This is a genomic window from Trinickia camelliae, assembly GCF_053525655.1.
Genome location: NZ_JBCHAA010000005.1, coordinates 312,285 through 329,675, shown reverse-complemented (window position 1 = coordinate 329,675; position 17,391 = coordinate 312,285). Strand labels below are relative to the sequence as shown.

Sequence of the window (17,391 nt, the reverse complement as noted above, 5' to 3'; positions counted from 1 at the left end):
CAGCTCACATGAGCGTCCACGGTACGCCACCCACGCCTGTGGCATCCCCGCCGCGCCCGCGCGGCGCCGCATTCCTGCGGCGGCCCGCGGCAGCGGCGCTCATGTCGTTCGTCGCCGTGCTGGCGGTTGCGGCGGCATCGTCGACGCTGGTCCGAGAGCATCTGATTCACTCGGCGCAGGCCCGCTTCGACGCGCGCGCCGCACACGTCACGGGTGACCTGCGCCGCGACCTGGCGGCCTACTCGCAAGCCGTCTATGCAGCCAATGGATTTGTCGGCGCGGCAATGGCTGGCGGCGCCAAGCCCGAACCGGACGCGTGGCGGCGCTATGTGAGCCGCCTCGATCTTGAAGAGATGTTGCCCGCGATGCGAGCGCTCGGCTACGCAGAGGCGCCGGGCGTCGAACAGACGGCACCCGCGAGCGCGTCCGGTGCCGCGCCGCTCCCCCCCGGCACAGCGAGTACAGCGCCTATTGCACGCTTTGCACCCTTTGCGCCCGTTGTGCTCGTCTGGCCCGAAGCGAGCGACTCGGGACAAGGCACGCGCGACCTGGGTTCGGACACCAACCGGCGCGCCGCGTTGCTGCGCGCCGCCGACAGCGCACGGATCGCGCTCGACATCCACGCAGCGCCACTCGAAAACTCGGGCGAAAACCAGGCAAACGCCAGCCTCTACCTGCCGGCGTACCATGAAGCGCCGAAGGACACCCCAGCGTCGCGTCGTGCGGCGCTGACAGGCTTCGTGTTCGCGCGAATCGATTTGAAGTACCTCATTGCGAGCATCGCCGCGCAGGAGCCTCACATCGACTTGCGCGTGACTGCCGCAAGCTCAGGCATCACGCTTTATCCTGCGAACGAAGCCGCCGCCGAACAGGCCGACGAGTCGCCCGTTTTCCGCCACACGGACATCCTGCGCGTCGGCGGCGAATCGCTCACGCTCGGCTATGCGGCGAGCACCCCATCGCTCATCGCCGGGGCCGACGACACCGCCAACGCCATCCTCGGCGCCGGCGCACTCGCGGCGCTGATGGCCGCGATCGCCGTTTTCGCGCTGCTGCGCAAGCAATCGGCGGCGCCGGTGGACGCCGGGTTCGCTCATTCCCAATCGACGCTCAACGAGGCGCGGATGATGGCCATCATCCGCTCGTCGATGGAGGCGATCATCACGGTCGACGAGGCCCAGCGCATCGTGATCTTCAACCCGATGGCCGAGCGCGTGTTCGGCTGCTCGGCCATGGACGCGATCGGCGCGCCGCTCGATCGCTTCATCCCGGAGCGCTTTCGCGCCGCCCACACGAAGCACGTCGAGCAATTCGGCGTGACCGGCGTGTCGGACCGGCAAATGGGCCGGCAGCGCGTGCTGTTCGGTCTGCGCGCGAACGGCGAAGAATTCCCGATCGAAGCGTCGATTTCGCAGATACGCGACGCCACCGGCAAGCTCTATACCGTGATGCTGCGCGACGTCACCGAACGCGTGCGGGCCGAAAACGAACTGAAGGCCTCGCGCGAGGAACTGCGCGATCTGTCCGCGAACCTGCAGAACGTGCGCGAAGAAGAGAAGACGCGCATCGCGCGCGAACTGCACGACGATCTCGGCCAGCAGCTCACCGCATTGAAGATGGATTTGTCGGCCGTCGAACAAACGCTCGCCAGAGAGCCGCCTGCACCGCCCGCCGTCACCACGCGGCTAGCCAGCATGCGCCGCTTGATCGACGCCACGGTCGCCTCCGCGCGCCGCATCGCGGCTGATCTGCGGCCCGTGATGCTCGACGATCTCGGTCTCGTGCCCGCGATCGAATGGCTCGCCAACGATTTCGCAAACCGCTACGGCATCGAAGTCGAGCGCCGGATCGAACCGGGCGATACGGTTTTCACACGCAATAGCGCGACGACGATTTTCCGCATCGTGCAGGAAGCATTGACCAACGTCGCGCGCCACGCGGAGGCGACGCGGGTTTCGATCGTGCTCGCCATCGAAGGCAACCAATGCATGCTGCGCATCGCCGACAATGGGCGCGGAGCCGTCGAGCGCAGCGCACGCACCGACAACAAATCATTCGGCCTCTTGGGCATACGCGAACGGGCGCATATGCTTGGCGGAACGGTCGCGGTGGAAACCTCCGAGCGGCACGGGTTCGCGATTACCGTGCTGCTCCCGCTCGCCGCCATACAACAGGAAGAAACCGAGTCATGATCAAAGTGCTGCTGGCCGACGACCACGCGCTCGTGCGCGACGGCCTTCGCCACATCCTTCAGAACGCGAGCGGCTTCGAAGTCGCGGGCGAGGCCGCCGACGGCGCGGCCACCATCGCGCTGGCGCGCTCGACACCCGCCGATGTGCTCGTACTCGACCTCTCGATGCCGGGGCGCAACGGGGTCGAACTCGTCAAGCAGATCAAGGATGAAAAGCCGGCGCTGCGCATTCTCGTGCTGACGATGCATGCCGAACAGCAATACGCCGTACGCGCGTTCAAGGCCGGCGCATCCGGCTACCTGACGAAGGATAGCGCGAGCGCCGAGCTCGTCGCGGCGGTCACCAAAGTGGCCGCCGGCGGCGTCTATGTGAGCATAACGATGGCCGAGCATTTTGCGCAAAGCCTGAATGAACCCGTCGAGACACTTCCGCACCATCGCCTCTCCGACCGGGAGTTCGACGTGTACCGGCGCATCGCCTCTGGTCAGACGATTACGGAAATCGCACAGGAGCTGTGCGTGAGCACGAAGACGGTCAGCACCTACAAGACGCGCATTCTCGAGAAAATGCAGATGCCGCACGAAGCAGCGCTGTTGCGCTACGCGATCCGCCACAAGCTCTTCGACGACAACGACGACTTGTGACGCCAGCGGGCCGCCCGCAATGCACGGGGCGGCGTAAGGACTGCCGCGACCGTGTAGGAATCGCCCTACACGCCTTCTCCGAAACCTACCGCAACTTCATACACCGCCGATTTATTTTCGCGGGACGTCGAACGATACTTCAGGCCATGAATACGGCCACTCGTTCACCGCTAAAAGTTTTCCTGGTCGATGGTTCCACGCTTTTGCGTCAGCGGATCGCAGCGCTCATCGAACCGGCTGGCAACGTGAGCGTCGTCGGCGTGGCGGAAGACGTCGGCCCGGCGATCGAGGGCATCGAAAGAAGCGAAGCCGACGCCGCGATCCTCGACCTGCGGCTGACCGACAGCTACGGCCTCGACCTCGTGGCGGCGCTCGCTCAGCAACATCGCCGCGTCCTGACGATCGTGCTGACGAACTATTCGGCCCCCGCGTTTCGCGAAGCGAGCTTCGCGGCCGGAGCGGACTTCTTTTTCGACAAGACGAGCGAGTTCGATCTCGCCAGGGACACGATTGCGCGCATTGCTCGCGCCCGGGCCGCCAGTTTCATCGATTGCCCCCAGGAGGTCGTCATGTTTAACGAAGTGGGACATGCCGGCGATGTTGCTGCTGTCGCCCGTCCGCCGCTCACCACGTTCGCCGCCGTAGAGGCGCAGGCAAAGCGCGCGTCGGCACGCTGTTCAGGCTGCGCAATGCGGGCCGTGTGCATGCCAGCCGATTTGTCCGCGCCGGAATTGGCCAAGCTCGACTCCTTGATCTATTCGACGCGGTCGGTCAAGCGTGGAGAATCGCTCTATCGAGCGAATGACGATTTTCAAAGCATCTACGCCGTGCGCACGGGATCGTTCAAGACCGTCATCATGCATCGCGACGGGCGCGAGCAAGTGACCGGCTTTCATCTGATCGGCGATACGCTCGGACTCGACGGCGTCTGCCATGAACGTCACAGCTGCGATGCCATCGCGCTCGAAGACAGCAGCGTGTGCATCATTCCGTTCCGCCCGCTCGAAGGCATGTGCCGCGAGATCCGCACCATGCAGCATCATGTGCACCGGATGATGAGCGGCGAGATCGTCAGGGAATCGGGAATCATGATGCTGCTCGGCACGATGAGCGCCGAGCAACGCCTGGCGGCTTTTCTGATCAATCTCTCGCAGCGCATGAAGGCGCGCGGCTACTCGGCATCCGAGTTCTACCTGCGAATGACGCGTGAAGAAATGGGCAGCTACCTCGGCATGAAGCTCGAGACCGTGAGCCGCATGTTCTCGAAGTTCCAGAAGGAAGGCATCCTCGATACGCGCGGCAAGCAGATCCGTATCGTGGATTTCGAAAGGCTCGCGCAGGTTTGATGCGCGGGAGCGCTTTTAGGCAAACTTCTGTGGGTAGGTCTTGACGGCGCAATCGCGCCGTTTTTTTAACACTCGTAAAAGCGGAAATAGCCGCTGCGCAGTATCACGGGCTTCTTGCCCACCTCGTATAGCAGCCTGCAAGCCGCATGGTGGATCTTATGCCGGTGGCACTCGAATGCGCGCAGCACATCGTCCTCGCGCGACGACTGGGCGCCGAAATGGTCCTCGAGGGCTTCGGCGGTAATCGAACAGTCGACGCGCTTGCCGTCGACGAGTACGGGAAACGTGAGCACGAGGTTCGGTCCGCAGTACTGCGGCGCCTCGTCGGGAAATTGGATATGCACGGCGATCTCCTTACGCGGATAGCTCTTGTGCACAGTGTGATTCGTAAGCGGGAGACGCAATTGACGTGCGTCAATTGGAAGCCTGGCTGCGTCTTTACACTCACTGTGACAGCGCCCGTTCCGCGGCATCGAATACCGCCCGCACCGCAGCTTCCGGGTCCTCGCTCATGTAATGCGGCAGCGGAACCAACTCGCCTGGATGCGTGATCAGATCTAGCCGCACGTCGTAAGTGAGGCCACCCGCACCGCGCATCGCTTCAATGGCCAGATGACAATCACTAAGGCGCCGGGAAAACCGCTCAAGGCGCACGAGTTGCGCGCCGGCCTCCGCTTCGATGCGTGCCGCCCCCGCAAACCCGAGGTACACGATCTGCATGCCCACTCCCATGCACCACCTCCACAACCGTATCGTCTCGATGGCGCAAGAACGTCGATGGACAGTGTCGACTTCGCACTGCCTTTCCGTTGCATGCCTAAGGATAGCCATTGCTCGAATCCGAGACTTCATCTTCTCCGGTCGCGTGATTTGGCAATTGATATGGGTCAATTCAGATTCATGGTCGGGCGCGTTCTCAAACCGGCACCGCCACCGGCACCCGCACGTTGATCGCCGTACCCCGATTCGGTGAACTGACGACCGCGATCTCTCCGCCGAGCATCAACACCCGCTCCTTCATGCCGGCGAGTCCGAACGACTTTCGATGGGGCGCCTCAGGATCGAAGCCACGGCCGTCATCGCGCACTTCGAGAAAGCACTCGCCGCCTCTGCGTTCGAGCGTGATGCAAACCTCGGTCGCGTCGGCGTGCCGCGCGACATTCGTCAGCGCCTCTTGCACGATGCGAAAGAGCGCCGTGGCGCGCTCCTCCGAAAGCACGACGCTCGTCTGCGGCGCGCACAAGCGGCACGGAATGCGCGCGTTGCGCGAGAACTCGGCAGCGAGCCATTCGAGCGCGGCCCCGATGCCCGCATCGAGCACGGCGGGACGCAGCGACGCGACCACGTCGCGCACGACCTGCATGGTCTCGTCAGTCAGAGCGAGCATCGTCTGCATGTGTTCGGCAAGCGCCGGATTGTCCTGGCCGAACTGCATGCGCACAGCCGACGCCCCCAAGCGCAGCGCGGTCAAATGCTGGCCCAATTCGTCATGCAGTTCCCGCGCGATGCGCTTGCGCTCGTCCTCACGCGCCGTTTCGCGACGCGACGCCAATTCACGCAGCAACTCATACGACTCGCGCAAGCGCTGCTCGCCGGCCTTGCGCTCGGTGATATCGCGCCACACGGTCAGCACGCTCTGGATCCCGCCATCCGCGCCGCACTCGGGAACCGCATGCACGGACCAGCACTGCGGCTTGCCATCGCGTTCCCATATGACCTCGAGCTTCGCCGCGACGCCGGTGTCGAAGATCGCCTTCACCTGTGCCCGAAACTCCTCCACCACCGCGGCCGGCGCGTAGGGCACTTGGTGACCGGCCTTCTCGCCAAGCAGTTCGCCGGCGCACATTCCGCTCACGCGCTCGAACTCCGGATTCACGTAGGTGCGCCGGCAGTCGCGGTCGTAGCGGATGATCGGGTCCGGCGCGTTTTCGGCGAGCGTGCGGAAGGCGCTCTCGCTGCGCTTCAACTCGTCGATGTCGCGGCAGATCGCGAGCACGCTCGCGACGCTGCCGTCCGGCGCGAACTCGGGAACGATGCGCATATGTCCCCAGCGCATCTGGCCCGCGGCATCGCGCAAGCACACTTCGTCGGTGACTTCCTGACCGGTCTCGGCCACTTGGCGCAGCGCTGCGAGGTATCGCCGCGCATCGGCGAACGAAGACAGCTCCGAGGGCGTGGTGCCGAGCACTTCGCTCGACGGCAACTGCATCAGCGCGAGCAGCGCCGGGTTGACGTAGACGCGGCGCAACTCGAGGTCGTAGCGGGCGATGTAGTCGCGGGCATGCTCCACGACGGCGCGAAACGCCTGCTCGCTCGCGTGCAAGCGCTCCCGCGCGTCCATTCGCTCCGTGATGTCGGAGACGAGCGCGAGGTCGTAGCGCTTGCCGAGGTATTCGAAGTAGTTCGCGCGGATTTCGACGGGGAACGTGCTGCCGTCCTTGCGGCGGTGCGCGCTCTCGATGAAATGCGGGCCGGGGCCGCGCGTCTCGTGCCAGGATTCGTCCCACCGTTGCTTGTCCCAGCCAGGGTCGATGTCCATGACGGTCATCTGCAGCAGCTCGTCGAGGCCGTAGCCGAGCGCGCGGCACGCTTCCTCGTTCACGTAGACGAAACGCGCATCCTCGGCGATCAGGTAGACGGCCTCGCGTACCTGGCTGAGCGCGAAGCTCGTCAGGCTGAGGTTTTCTGTGCGCTGCGCGACGAGCCGCTGGAGCTCGTCGCGGTCTTCCCGCAGCGCAGCATTCTGGCGCTCCAGTTCGTCTTGGATAGCGTCCGTTATCGATGTCTTCGGGACTTCGTTCATCGGCTGCTCACTCGCGCGCCCGCTCCGCCGGCCGCGGCGATCGGCGCGAATCATGCTTCACAAAGCATACGCGCTTAGATGCCCCAGTGAGTGTGCGCAAAGCCGAGAAGAGTACGCTCGCCAATAAAAAGCCGTGTGACACTGCGCGAAAATTCGCGGCAGGAAGCTGGATGAAAGGTCAGGATGCGACCGGCAGCGGCGCGCTTGCCTCCACGCCAGCCGGCCCGTTGACATCGCGAGCGTTGCCGCCATCGTGCGCGAGCATCGCGAGGAGAGCGCAGCTGCGCTGCCCGAAAGCGCAAAGGATTTGCGAAGACGCCGCAAGCCGCGTGAGCTGGGCAAGCGTCAGCGTGGCGATCACGTCCGCGGCCTCCGGCGACAGTCCGAAGCACGCGATTCCCGCTGCCCTGTCCGCGTGCAACAGCCGCTGCGCCACCGACAAGTACAAGAAATTGATCTCGCGAATCGATTCAAGCGTATCGCCGAAGTTCATTTAGCGCTCCTTGCCGCCGGGGCGAATTCGAAGCAGAAAGCGAGAGGAAAGACAAAATTTGGGAATCGCCGCAAGCGTGCCCGCTTGACGATTTCATCTTAGACGCGCAATGGGCGCCGCAAAGTCAGGAACGCCGGAAAATGCCCCGGCTCTTGGCTGAACCGCTTATCAGGAAATCCTGACGTCGAATTCGGCTAGCGGGGATGCCGCGAACATGATAGTTGCGCGCACAACCATCAATGCAGCGCCATCTCCAAGCGCTGGTCGAAGCTCGCAGCCGGCATCGGCCGGCCGAACCAGTAGCCTTGCGCCTTGCCGCAGCCGAGCGCCGCGAGCGCATCGGCCTGCGCCTTGGTCTCGATCCCTTCCGCGACGACGTCGAGCGACAGCGCCCCCGCCACCGAAATGATCGCCTTGACGAGCGCGAGCATCTTCGCGTCGGTGCCGAGATCGCGCACGAACGAGCGGTCGATTTTCAGCATGTCGATCGGAAACTTGCCGAGGTAGCTCATCGCCGAGTAGCCCGTGCCGAAATCGTCGATCGCGATCGCCACGCCCAAGCGGCTCAAGTCCTCGAGCGTGCGGCGGACCTGGAAGTTGTCCTCGAGCAGCAGGCTTTCGGTAATTTCGACCGTGAGCCACTGCGGCGCGCAGCCGGTCGTCGTCAGCGCCTCGCGCACGGTCTGCGCGAATTCGTTCATGACGAACTGACGTGCCGACACATTCACCGACACGCGCAACACCACCGCCGAGAGCGCGTTCCAGCGCACCGCATACTCGCATGCCTTGACGAGCACCCACGCGCCGATCTCGACGATCGTGCCGTTCGCCTCGGCCACGCCGATGAACTGGTCGGGGGCGAGCCGGCCGCGCGTCGGATGATCCCAGCGCAACAGCGCCTCCGCGCCGAGCAAGCGCCCATCCGGCAACCCGACGACCGGTTGGAACAAGAGCGCCAGCTCCCCCTGCTCGCGCGCCGCGCGCAGCGCATGGCCCAGTTCCATGCGTTCGGCTGCGGCGCGCGCGGCCTCGACGTCATGAAAGCAGAAGCGATTGCCGCCGCGCTTTTTCGCCGACATCATCGCCGCGTCGGCAAAGCGCAGCAATTCGGACGCGTCGAGCGCGTCCTTCGGGTAGCGCGCCACGCCGATGCTCGCGGTGACGAAGACCTCACGCCCGTCGACGAGCATCGGCCCCGAGAGCGCGACGAGAAAGCGGCTCGCCACGAACGCGAGGTCGAAGTCCTCGTCCGCGAACGAAACGACGATCGCAAATTCGTCGGCCGACAAGCGCGCGACCGTGTCGCCCCGCGCCATGCCGCGCACGAGGCGCTTCGCCACGATGGAGAGCAGGCGGTCGCCGCAGTCGTGGCCCAGCACGTCGTTGACATCGCGAAAGCTGTCGAGACCGAGCTGGATCAGCCCGACCTGGCGCTTGCCTTTCGCAGCGCTTACCAAAGCTGCCTCGAGCCGCTCGCGCAGCAGCGTGCGATTAGGCAAGCCGGTCAGCGGATCGAACCGCAGCAGTTCGCCCACTTTCTCGCGGTAGCGAGCCGCGCGTCTCACGTCACGGCCGATCGCCACGCAGATGGCGCCGCCTGCACAAAGCGCGAGCACGGCTGCGGGCGTCAAGCTCACGATGTCGGTCATACGCGAAGCGCGTCCTGTGTGGTTGCGGGAAGGAGCCGGGAATCAGGGAGAGCGCTCCGATGCGCCCCGAGCCAGGCGCGATCGACGTCCCTATGCCTTGTATACGGCACGGCTTCGGCGCCTCAAGAGGGCCCCGGCGGGCCATCGAATCCTGAAAATTTCGTAGGGGATTCCTGATTGCGGAGCGCACCGCGTGTCGGCGCGCTCCGGTTAGCGCACTCACGCATTCGTGCAGCCGCGCGCCAAAAAAGGACATAATCGCTGGTTTTGACGGCCAGCCTGGCCACTCTGCCCAAGCCGCGGACTCGCCTCGCCCAACCACGAACCCATGGACAATCCCAGCCGCTCGGAACGATCCCGCAACGCCGCCATCCAGGCCGCGCTCGCCATCATTGCCCGCGATGGCCCGGGCAAGCTCACGTTCGAAGCCCTGTCGCGCGAGAGCGGGATCAGTAAAGGCGGGCTGATGCATCAGTTCCGCTCGAAGGACGAAATCCTGAAGGCCCTGCTCGCGTACCAGACCGAATACTTCGATAAATTCTCGCGCGACTATCTGGCGACGCTCGGCACGGACCACGCGGAAGCGACATTGATGGCGCAGATCGCGACGTCGCGCGAAGCCGCCGCGCAGTCGAACTCCGTCACGCTCGCGATCATCGCGGCGCTCATCGAAAACCCCGACCTGCTCGCCGGAAACCGCGAGGCCGCCGCGAAAAGTCTGGAGCGCATCAAGGCCGAGGCAACCGATCCGGACCTCGCGCTGTTGCGCTGGCAAGCCGCTCAAGGTCTCGTGCTGAGCACCCTGCTCGGACTGTCTCCGCTGACCGCGACTGAGCGCGAGCGTCTCTTCGACTGTCTGCTGGACCCAAGCCGGTGGACGCCTGGCGCCGCCGCAAAGAAGCCCGCCTCCGCCAGTTCAACGCGCAGCCGCAAGCCCGCCAAGCGCTGACGCTCGAGCCGCCGCTCGCCGCTCAGCCGCTCAGCCGCTCAGTTGGCCTGATCGAGATCGGTCTGCGTTTCCGAATCGACGTCCCCGATGAAATCACCGAGGCTGCGGATGCGGGACACGGCATCACGAGCGCGGCCCTGCATCCACGCCGTCAACGCGGCAGCGGGCATCGGGCGCGCAAAGAAATAGCCTTGCGCGACCTGACAGCCTTGCTCTTGAAGAATGCGCCGCTGCGCGTCGTTTTCCACGCCTTCGGCCACGATCGTCAAGCGCAGGCTCGTGCCGATTCCCGTCACCGCGCCGGCCAGCGCCCGCGCGCCCTCGTCCGTTTCGAGCTCGCGCACGAAGCTCTTGTCGAGCTTCAGCTCGTCGACCGGTAAGCGGTGCAAATAGCTCAAGCTCGAATAGCCGGTGCCGAAGTCGTCGATCGACAAGCCGACGCCAAGCTCGTGCACCAGCTTCAGCGTCGCGAGCCCGCCCGAGGCGTTGTCGAGCACGACGCTCTCGGTCACCTCTAGCACCAGATCGCGCGGCGACAACCCGCAAGCCGCGAGCGTCTTGGCGATGAGCGCGGGAAGGTGGCGGTCGCGAAAGGTCGTCGGCGACACGTTGACCGACACGTGCGGGATGACGATGCCGGCGGCGCGCCATTCCGACAATTGGCGGCACGCCTTCTGCAAGATCCCGTGGTCGAGCTCGGTGATGAAGCCGCATTCCTCGGCGAGCGGCACGAAGCGGTCGGGCGGCACGACGCCGAACTCCGGGTGATGCCAGCGCGCCAGCGCCTCGACCCCGTAGATGCCGCCGTCGCTCAAGCGCACTTGCGGCTGATAGTGCAGTTGCAATTGATCGGCATGCAGCGCGGCGCGCAACGCCATTTCGAACTTCAAGCGGTCCTGCGCCACGCGGTTCAGCTCCGGCGTGAACACCGAAAACCGATGACGCCCCGCCGACTTCGCCTGATACATCGCCATGTCGGCGTGCAGCAGCAGCGTGTTCATGTCATGGCCGTGCTGCGGGAAGATCGCGATGCCGACGCTCGCGGTCGGCCGCAGCGCCGTGCTGCCGACCATCACCGGCTCCTGCAGCTCGGCCATGATGCGCTCGCAAAGCGCGGTCGCGGCTCCCGCATCGCAGGGCGAGAGCACGACGACGAACTCGTCTCCCGACAGGCGCGCGACAAAATCCAGCGCGCGCAGGCACCCTTTGAGCCGTTGCGCGACTTCGCAGAGCAAGACATCCCCCGCCGTGTGCCCGAGCGAATCGTTGACGTGCTTGAAGCGGTCGAGATCGAGAAACAGCACCGCGAGCGTGTTGTTCGTGCGCGCCGCGTTGGCGAGCAGCGACTCCGTATGCGCGATCAGAAAGCCGCGGTTCGGCAAGCCCGTCAAGCTGTCGTAGAACGCGAGGCGCCGGATGTTCTCCTTGCTCGCTTCGCGTTCGAGCGCCAGCGCGCAGAGATTCAAGCTGACGTCGATGAGCCGGCGATGCAGCGTGTCAGGCTCGCGCGTCTCGCGGTAATAGAAGGCAAGCTTGCCGAGCACGCGGCCGTCGCTCGAGCGGATTGCGTGCGACCAGCACTGCGCGAGTCCGCTTGCTCGCGCCGGTTCCTTGAGTTTCGCCCAGCACGAATCCTCGGGCGCGTCCGCGAACACCATGAGCTTGCCGCCGAACGTGCCGACCCCGCACGCTTGCATCCCGGGGCCGGCGTCGAGCCCGTCGATGGCCTTCGTGTACGCCGCGGCCAAGCTCGGCGCCGCGAGCGTCCAGAGCCGGCCGTCCTGGTCGATGTTGCAGATCGACGCGACGATCTCCGGCGCGATGCGCTCGACTTCGAGGCAGATCAGCAGCATGACGTTGAGGACCGGCGCCTCGCGCGCCATCGCATTCAGCACTTTCTGCTGCAGGACCTCGTGCATCTTGGTGTTCGTGATGTCGGTCCACACGCCCACCATGTTCTTGCAGGTGCCGTACTCGTCGTTGACGACGTTGACGACGGCCTGGATCCACAACGGCTTGCCGCTGCGGTCGTAAATCAGGATTTCGACGCGAAAGCTCTCGCGCGCGGCGAGCCGCTCGCCGATGTACTCGAGCGTTTTGTCGTCGGTGTAGCGCCCGCTCACGACGCGGCTCGGAATCTTGCCGTACATGTCGGCGAGCTCGTAGCCGAGCATGCGCGTGAAGCCGTCGTTGATGTAGATGGTGCGGCCGTCGGGACCCACGACGATGATCGCGCTGTCGGTCTCGTTGACCGCGAGCGAAAGGAGCCGCCGCTCTTCGCGCCGCTTCACTTCGCTGGTCACGTCGCGGATGAACGCGGTATAGAGAACGCCCGCCGCCGTATAGACCTTCGAGATCGACATCGATCCCCACCGCACCGTGCCGTCGACGCGTTCGATCACGACTTCGCGGCTCGTTCCGACGATGCGGTTCGAACCGGTATCGCGGTTCGCGTCGACGTATTGGTCGTGCTGCCCGCGAATGCCGCGCGGTACGAGCATGCTGACGTTGCGTCCGAGTACGTCGGCGCGCGGATAGCCCCATAGCGCTTCGGCGGACGCGTTGAACAGCGTGACGCAATTGTTCGCGTCGATCACGACGACGGCGTCGACCGCCTGCTCCAAGGTCTGGATCAGGGTCTCGCGCGCCTGGCTTTCGGTGAGCGGGCCGTTCGGCGGCAAGGTCGATTCGTCTGCCGAATTCCGGGCAGAGGGACAAGCAGCAACGGCGGCTGATGGCTGGGTCATGGCGCAAGCATGCGTTCGATACGTTTCGATGCGTGCGCCGGCAGCGAGCGTGCGAGCTCGGCCCGTGCGAAACCGCTGCAGCACGCGTGCGATAGATAGCGACACGCGGTCGGCGTCGGTTCGACAACACGGATTTGGCGAATGGAAGCAATCACTCGTCACCGGCGCAAACGTACTAACGACTGCGTCGGGAAATTCTGAAGGGTGACGGGAGCGTCAAATAGTGTCAGACGAATGCGGGGAATTGTCTGCGGAAAGAGGGTATCCGAGCGATTCGGACGGTGACACGCGGCAACCCATGTAATAACATTGTGCCTACGCATGTCACACGGCGGCATAACATTGTACCTACGGTGAAAACATGAAAACGACGATTCGCAGAATGGGAAACTCGCAAGGCGTGCTGATCCCCAAGCCGTTCCTCACGCAATTGGGATTGGTGGACGAAGTGGAAATGGAAGTCGAAAACGATGCGATCGTGTTGCGGCGCCCTCGCCACAAAGCCCGTGAGGGATGGGCGGAAGCGAGCAAAACCATCGCGCAAAGCGGTGACGACGCCTTGGTGATGGGCGAATTCGGAAACGCCGACGATGCGGAGCTCTCATGGTAGTGCGCGGCGAAGTCTGGCTGGTTTCGCTCGACCCGACGATGGGAAGCGAGATTCAAAAGACGCGGCCCTGCGTCGTCGTCTCCCCTCCTGAAATGCACGATCATTTGCGTACGGTCATCGTGGCTCCCATGACCTCGAAGGGTCGTCCAGCGCCCTTTCGAATTCCGGTGACGTTCAAGCGGAAACGCGGTTTGATCCTTTTGGATCAGCTTCGCGCAGTCGACAAACTGCGGCTGATGAAAAAAGAGGGAGCCGTTAGCGGTAAAACGTTGTTGGACACGCTGCGTACATTGCAGGAAGTCTTTGCGGAATAGGAAAGACCGCAAGAGCACTTCGCTCTAGAAGTGCTTCGAAATCCCCACCGTAAACCCATGCGGCAGGACTAGCACGAAGAGCGGCGTTTGGTACAGCGTGCTCACATACCCGACCGCCGTGCCCAATGCCCAGCCGCCGAGCACGTCGGTCTGCCAGTGCGCCTGACTTTTCATGCGCGCAACCGAATCGTAGGCGGGCAGCAGTTCGAGCGCCCAGATCCATGGGTCGCGCCCCGCGTAGTTGACGATGAACGGCGTGACGAAGCTCGCCTGCAGCGTGACTTCACCGCTCGGGAAACTGTGGCCGCCGCTGAACCATTGATTCGGACCTTGCTGCTCGCTCGGACGCTCGCGCCCGAACCCGGCCTGCATCGCGTGCGCGGCAAGCGCGGAAATCGCCGACGCATCGAGCGTCTGCCAGAAGGTGTGACCGAGTTCGTCGTCGTTGCCGAGCCAGAACGCCCCGCCCAGTTCGGTCGCCACCACGCTGTACTCCAACGCCAGCTGGACGTTGCGATTCCAGATGCCGCTCTCGTCCTTGCCGATTTCGTGATCGATGCCGAGCGGGCCACCGCCGGCATGCGCGAGCGCCACGTAAGATCCCAAGACGACCCCGGCGCCGCACCGTTTGAGCCGGCGACACAGTCGAGACGTCTTCCGATCCATAGAGACCTCGCCGAACAAGCATTGCGTGGCGATGTCATGCGACTGCCGCGCGGCGGCCCGCATCTGGCAAACGATCGGGCAATGCACTCCCTCCCCGACCGTCGAAGCGAGTTTACGCCGCGATCCTGAAGAAAAACTTATGCACACAGTGACGCAATCAGGCGCCGCGTACAGCCGCACACGCCGAGCGCGGACCCGGCGCAAGCGGGCTACACTAGCCGGCATTCCGGAGCCGTCCGCCGAGAGGAAAACGTCGATGGTCCACCACATCCAGTATCAGAAGACTTGCCTCGCCGGGCTGGACGCGATGCGCGCCGAAAGCGCGCAGAGCTACCCGCGCCACACGCACGACCAATACGGCATCGGTGTCATGGACCGCGGCGTGCACGCGTCGGCGAGCGACGGCAAAGAAGTGCAAGCCGGTCCGGGCAATCTGATCTTCGTGAATCCCGGCGAAGTGCACGACGGACGCGCGAGCGGCGGTGCATCGCGCACGTGGCGCATGCTGTATTTCGATCCGACGCTGATGCTCGACGCGCAAAGCGACGTGCTCGAAGGCGTGGAGCGCCCGTTCGATTTTCCCGCAGCCGTTGCGATCGACCCTGTTCTGCAGGGCCTTTTCAACTCCCTCTTTGCGCACGCGACCAGCGACGGCGCGAGTGACAGCGCGCCGCTCGACGCAATGGCTTGCGAAGCGGCGCTCCTGCAACTCGCCGCGCACCTGCGCCAACGCCTCGTCCCGTCGCAGCGCATCGCGCCTTCCGGTCAATCGATCCGCCGCGCGAAGGAGCGCATCGATACCGATCCGGCCGCGCCTTTCACGCTCGCCGCGCTCGCGGACGAAGCGGGTGTAAGCCGCTATCAGCTCCATCGCAACTTCATTCGCGAACTGGGCTTCGCGCCGCATGCGTACATCCTGCAGCGGCGCATCGCCCTCGCCCGCCGGCTGATCAAGAGCGGGGCACCGCTGGCCGAGGCGGCGCTCGCCGCGGGCTTCTACGACCAGAGCCACCTCAATCGCTGGTTCTTGCGCATCTTCGGCGTGTCGCCGGGCACGTACGCACTGTCGATGGGCTGAGCGACCCTGAGCGACCCTAAGCGCTCGCACATCCGTCCAAGAGCGCTTCTACGCCCCTCGGCACACTGGGCTTCCTTTTCACGGAGCCCGGACATGTCACACAGGTATCGCGCCTATCTTTGCCTCGCGCTGGCGATGACCACCGTCGGCAGCACGGTGGTGGCCAGCAAAGTCATCGGCATGGGTTTTTCGCCGTTTGCGGCGACCGCATTGCGTTTCGCCATCGCCTTGCCGGTGTTCGTCGCGTTGATGCTGGCGACGCGCACCGCCTGGCCGAAGCCCGACCGGCACGACCGCCTCCTGCTGCTCGCGCAGGCCGCTGCGGGCAGCGTCGGCTACACGGTGTTTCTGATCGCGGGCACGAAGCTCACGTCCGCCGCCGACGCCGGCATCATGGTCGGCACCTTGCCCGCCGTCGCCGCCATTGCGGCGGCCGTGCTGCTGCGCGAGCAGCTTGCACCGAAGATGCTGGTGTCGATCGGCCTCGCGACCGCGGGCGTGCTCGTCGTCGCCACCGATCGCACCGGCCCCGCCGGCGCCCATTCACTCGCGGGAGACGGTCTGATTCTCATGGCCGTGTTCTGCGAAAGCGTGTTCATCCTGCTCAACAAGCGCCTGCGCGTGCCGCTCCCGCCGCTTGCGCTGTCGACGATGATGAGTTGTCTTGGGCTCGCGACGTCGCTGCCGTTCGCGCTGTGGGATGTCGCGCACGGCCGCGTCGCGCTCGATGCGCCCGCGTTCCTCGGCGTGGCGTACTACGCGCTGGTGCCGACCGTGCTCGGCTTTTGGCTCTGGTATGCGGGCTCGTCGCGTGTAACTGGCGCCGAAGCGTCGCTCTTTACGGCGGTGGCGCCGGTGGCGGCCGTCGTCCTCTCGTCGGCGTTGCTCGGCGAGCGCGTGGGCATGCCGCTCGTCGCCGGACTGGTGCTCGTGATCGCCGCCGTGGCATTGACGGCGTTGCCCGAGCTAAGACGACGCGTGAGTGAACCGTGAGGCACGAACCTTGATGCGCGGTGACGCCAGCGCCGTGCCGGACGCGGTTACTGAGGCGGAGCGTCGGCGCCTTCGGTCGTTTCCGCCCACGCGTCGAAGTCGCGCTGCAGCGTTTCGATCTTGCCGCGCCCGGCTTCGAGCGCCGCGCGGCCCAGCAGGAGGCGCAACGGCGGCTGCTCGGACTCCACCGCCTTCAGGATCGCGGCCGCCGCGCGCACCGGGTCGCCCGGCTGGCGGCCGCTGCGCTCGCGAATCTGGCGTACGCGAGCGCCGGCCGTCTCGGCATAGTCGTCGATCGTCACGCTCCGCTCGCTCGCGGAGCGTCCCGCCCAGTCCGTGCGGAACCCGCTCGGCTCGACGATCAGCACCTTGATGCCGAGCGGCGCCACCTCTTGCGCCAATGCCTCCGAGAGACCTTCGACCGCGAACTTGGTCGCGTTGTAGAAGCCCACTCCGGGACTGCCGCGCACGCCCCCCGCCGACGACAGATTCACGATATGGCCGCTCTTCCGTTGCCGCATGCCGGGCAGCACGGCGCGCGTCATGTTGGCGAGCGCCCAGAAATTCACTTCGAACATGCTGCGCACATCGTCGTTGTCGCTTTCTTCGATCGCGCCGAAATAGCCGACGCCCGCGTTGTTCACGAGCACGTCGATACGGCCGAACCGCGCAAGCGCGACCCGCACGCTTTCGTCGATCTGCTCCGGCCGGGTCACGTCGAGTGCAAGCGCGAGCGCGTTCGCTTCGTATTGCTTGGCGAGGCTCGCGACTTGATCCGGATGGCGCGCGGTGACGACCACGCGATAACCGCGTTCGAGGAGGTACTGCGCGATTTCACGTCCGAAGCCGGTCGAGCAGCCGGTGATGAACCAGACGGGCTTGCGTTGCTCTTCTGTCATGGGGAAGG

The 17,391-nt window shown here is 65.0% G+C and carries 16 protein-coding genes and 1 pseudogene; 9 read left to right on the top strand and 8 right to left on the bottom strand.

Annotated features, from left to right (window positions below; genetic code table 11):
• Positions 1-8 precede the first annotated feature (8 nt).
• The 4 genes and pseudogenes from AAHK20_RS11770 to fnr all read left to right on the top strand — a co-directional run bounded on the left by AAHK20_RS11770 (position 9) and on the right by fnr (position 4,182).
• Complete coding sequence (locus AAHK20_RS11770) at positions 9-2,192, top strand: CHASE domain-containing protein (protein WP_449181619.1); 2,184 nt, start codon at positions 9-11, stop codon at positions 2,190-2,192.
• The gene (locus AAHK20_RS11765) at positions 2,189-2,836 is read left to right on the top strand and encodes a response regulator (protein WP_449181618.1); all 648 of its coding nucleotides are present in this window, start codon (positions 2,189-2,191) and stop codon (positions 2,834-2,836) included. Before AAHK20_RS11770 ends, AAHK20_RS11765 begins: the two co-directional genes overlap by 4 nt.
• 146 nt (positions 2,837-2,982) lie before the next feature.
• A pseudogene (locus AAHK20_RS11760) lies at positions 2,983-3,318 on the top strand (response regulator); the annotation flags it as partial.
• A gap of 87 nt (positions 3,319-3,405) precedes the next feature.
• A complete protein-coding gene (gene fnr, locus AAHK20_RS11755) occupies positions 3,406-4,182 on the top strand; it encodes a fumarate/nitrate reduction transcriptional regulator Fnr (protein ID WP_449181654.1) in 777 nt (258 codons plus the stop codon).
• Between the two features lie 65 nt (positions 4,183-4,247).
• Here the strand turns inward: fnr and AAHK20_RS11750 are convergent, their stop codons facing one another.
• The 5 genes from AAHK20_RS11750 to AAHK20_RS11730 form a co-directional block, all read right to left on the bottom strand.
• Positions 4,248-4,526, bottom strand: coding sequence for a DUF1488 family protein (locus AAHK20_RS11750; protein WP_449181617.1), 279 nt, complete (start codon positions 4,524-4,526; stop codon positions 4,248-4,250).
• A 100-nt stretch (positions 4,527-4,626) separates the two neighbouring features.
• On the bottom strand, positions 4,627-4,914 hold the full coding sequence (locus AAHK20_RS11745; protein ID WP_449181616.1) for a hypothetical protein: 288 nt from the start codon (positions 4,912-4,914) through the stop codon (positions 4,627-4,629).
• 184 nt (positions 4,915-5,098) lie between these two features.
• A complete protein-coding gene (locus AAHK20_RS11740) occupies positions 5,099-6,985 on the bottom strand; it encodes a sensor histidine kinase (RefSeq protein ID WP_449181615.1) in 1,887 nt (628 codons plus the stop codon).
• A gap of 178 nt (positions 6,986-7,163) precedes the next feature.
• Positions 7,164-7,478 carry a flagellar transcriptional regulator FlhD gene (locus AAHK20_RS11735; RefSeq protein ID WP_449181614.1) on the bottom strand — a complete coding sequence of 105 codons (315 nt, stop codon included), beginning with the start codon at positions 7,476-7,478 and terminating at the stop codon, positions 7,164-7,166.
• A gap of 236 nt (positions 7,479-7,714) precedes the next feature.
• A complete protein-coding gene (locus AAHK20_RS11730) occupies positions 7,715-9,127 on the bottom strand; it encodes a putative bifunctional diguanylate cyclase/phosphodiesterase (RefSeq protein WP_449181613.1) in 1,413 nt (470 codons plus the stop codon).
• Between the two features lie 328 nt (positions 9,128-9,455).
• On the opposite strand from AAHK20_RS11730, the gene AAHK20_RS11725 reads away from it, so the two are divergent.
• Complete coding sequence (locus AAHK20_RS11725; protein ID WP_449181612.1) at positions 9,456-10,076, top strand: TetR/AcrR family transcriptional regulator; 621 nt, start codon at positions 9,456-9,458, stop codon at positions 10,074-10,076.
• 38 nt (positions 10,077-10,114) lie between these two features.
• Here the strand turns inward: AAHK20_RS11725 and AAHK20_RS11720 are convergent, their stop codons facing one another.
• Positions 10,115-12,757 carry an EAL domain-containing protein gene (locus AAHK20_RS11720; protein ID WP_449181611.1) on the bottom strand — a complete coding sequence of 881 codons (2,643 nt, stop codon included), beginning with the start codon at positions 12,755-12,757 and terminating at the stop codon, positions 10,115-10,117.
• Positions 12,758-13,184: 427 nt separating this feature from the next.
• Here AAHK20_RS11720 and AAHK20_RS11715 point away from each other — a divergent pair, with 427 nt between their 5' ends.
• Both AAHK20_RS11715 and AAHK20_RS11710 read left to right on the top strand, forming a co-directional pair.
• Entirely contained in the window at positions 13,185-13,433 is a 249-nt protein-coding gene (locus AAHK20_RS11715) for an AbrB/MazE/SpoVT family DNA-binding domain-containing protein (RefSeq protein WP_449181610.1), read from the top strand.
• Complete coding sequence (locus AAHK20_RS11710) at positions 13,427-13,747, top strand: type II toxin-antitoxin system PemK/MazF family toxin (RefSeq protein WP_449181609.1); 321 nt, start codon at positions 13,427-13,429, stop codon at positions 13,745-13,747. Before AAHK20_RS11715 ends, AAHK20_RS11710 begins: the two co-directional genes overlap by 7 nt.
• 24 nt (positions 13,748-13,771) lie before the next feature.
• On the opposite strand, the gene AAHK20_RS11705 is transcribed toward AAHK20_RS11710, so the two are convergent.
• Positions 13,772-14,353, bottom strand: coding sequence for a phosphatase PAP2 family protein (locus tag AAHK20_RS11705; protein ID WP_449181608.1), 582 nt, complete (start codon positions 14,351-14,353; stop codon positions 13,772-13,774).
• 316 nt (positions 14,354-14,669) lie between these two features.
• Between AAHK20_RS11705 and AAHK20_RS11700 the strand changes: the two genes are divergently transcribed.
• The gene (locus AAHK20_RS11700) at positions 14,670-15,491 is read left to right on the top strand and encodes an AraC family transcriptional regulator (protein WP_449181607.1); all 822 of its coding nucleotides are present in this window, start codon (positions 14,670-14,672) and stop codon (positions 15,489-15,491) included.
• A 93-nt stretch (positions 15,492-15,584) separates the two neighbouring features.
• Complete coding sequence (locus tag AAHK20_RS11695; protein ID WP_449181606.1) at positions 15,585-16,484, top strand: DMT family transporter; 900 nt, start codon at positions 15,585-15,587, stop codon at positions 16,482-16,484.
• Positions 16,485-16,531: 47 nt separating this feature from the next.
• Here AAHK20_RS11695 and AAHK20_RS11690 read toward each other — a convergent pair whose 3' ends face one another.
• Positions 16,532-17,383 (bottom strand): oxidoreductase, encoded by an 852-nt coding sequence (locus AAHK20_RS11690; protein WP_449181605.1) that lies wholly within the window; start codon positions 17,381-17,383, stop codon positions 16,532-16,534.
• Positions 17,384-17,391: the final 8 nt, after the last annotated feature.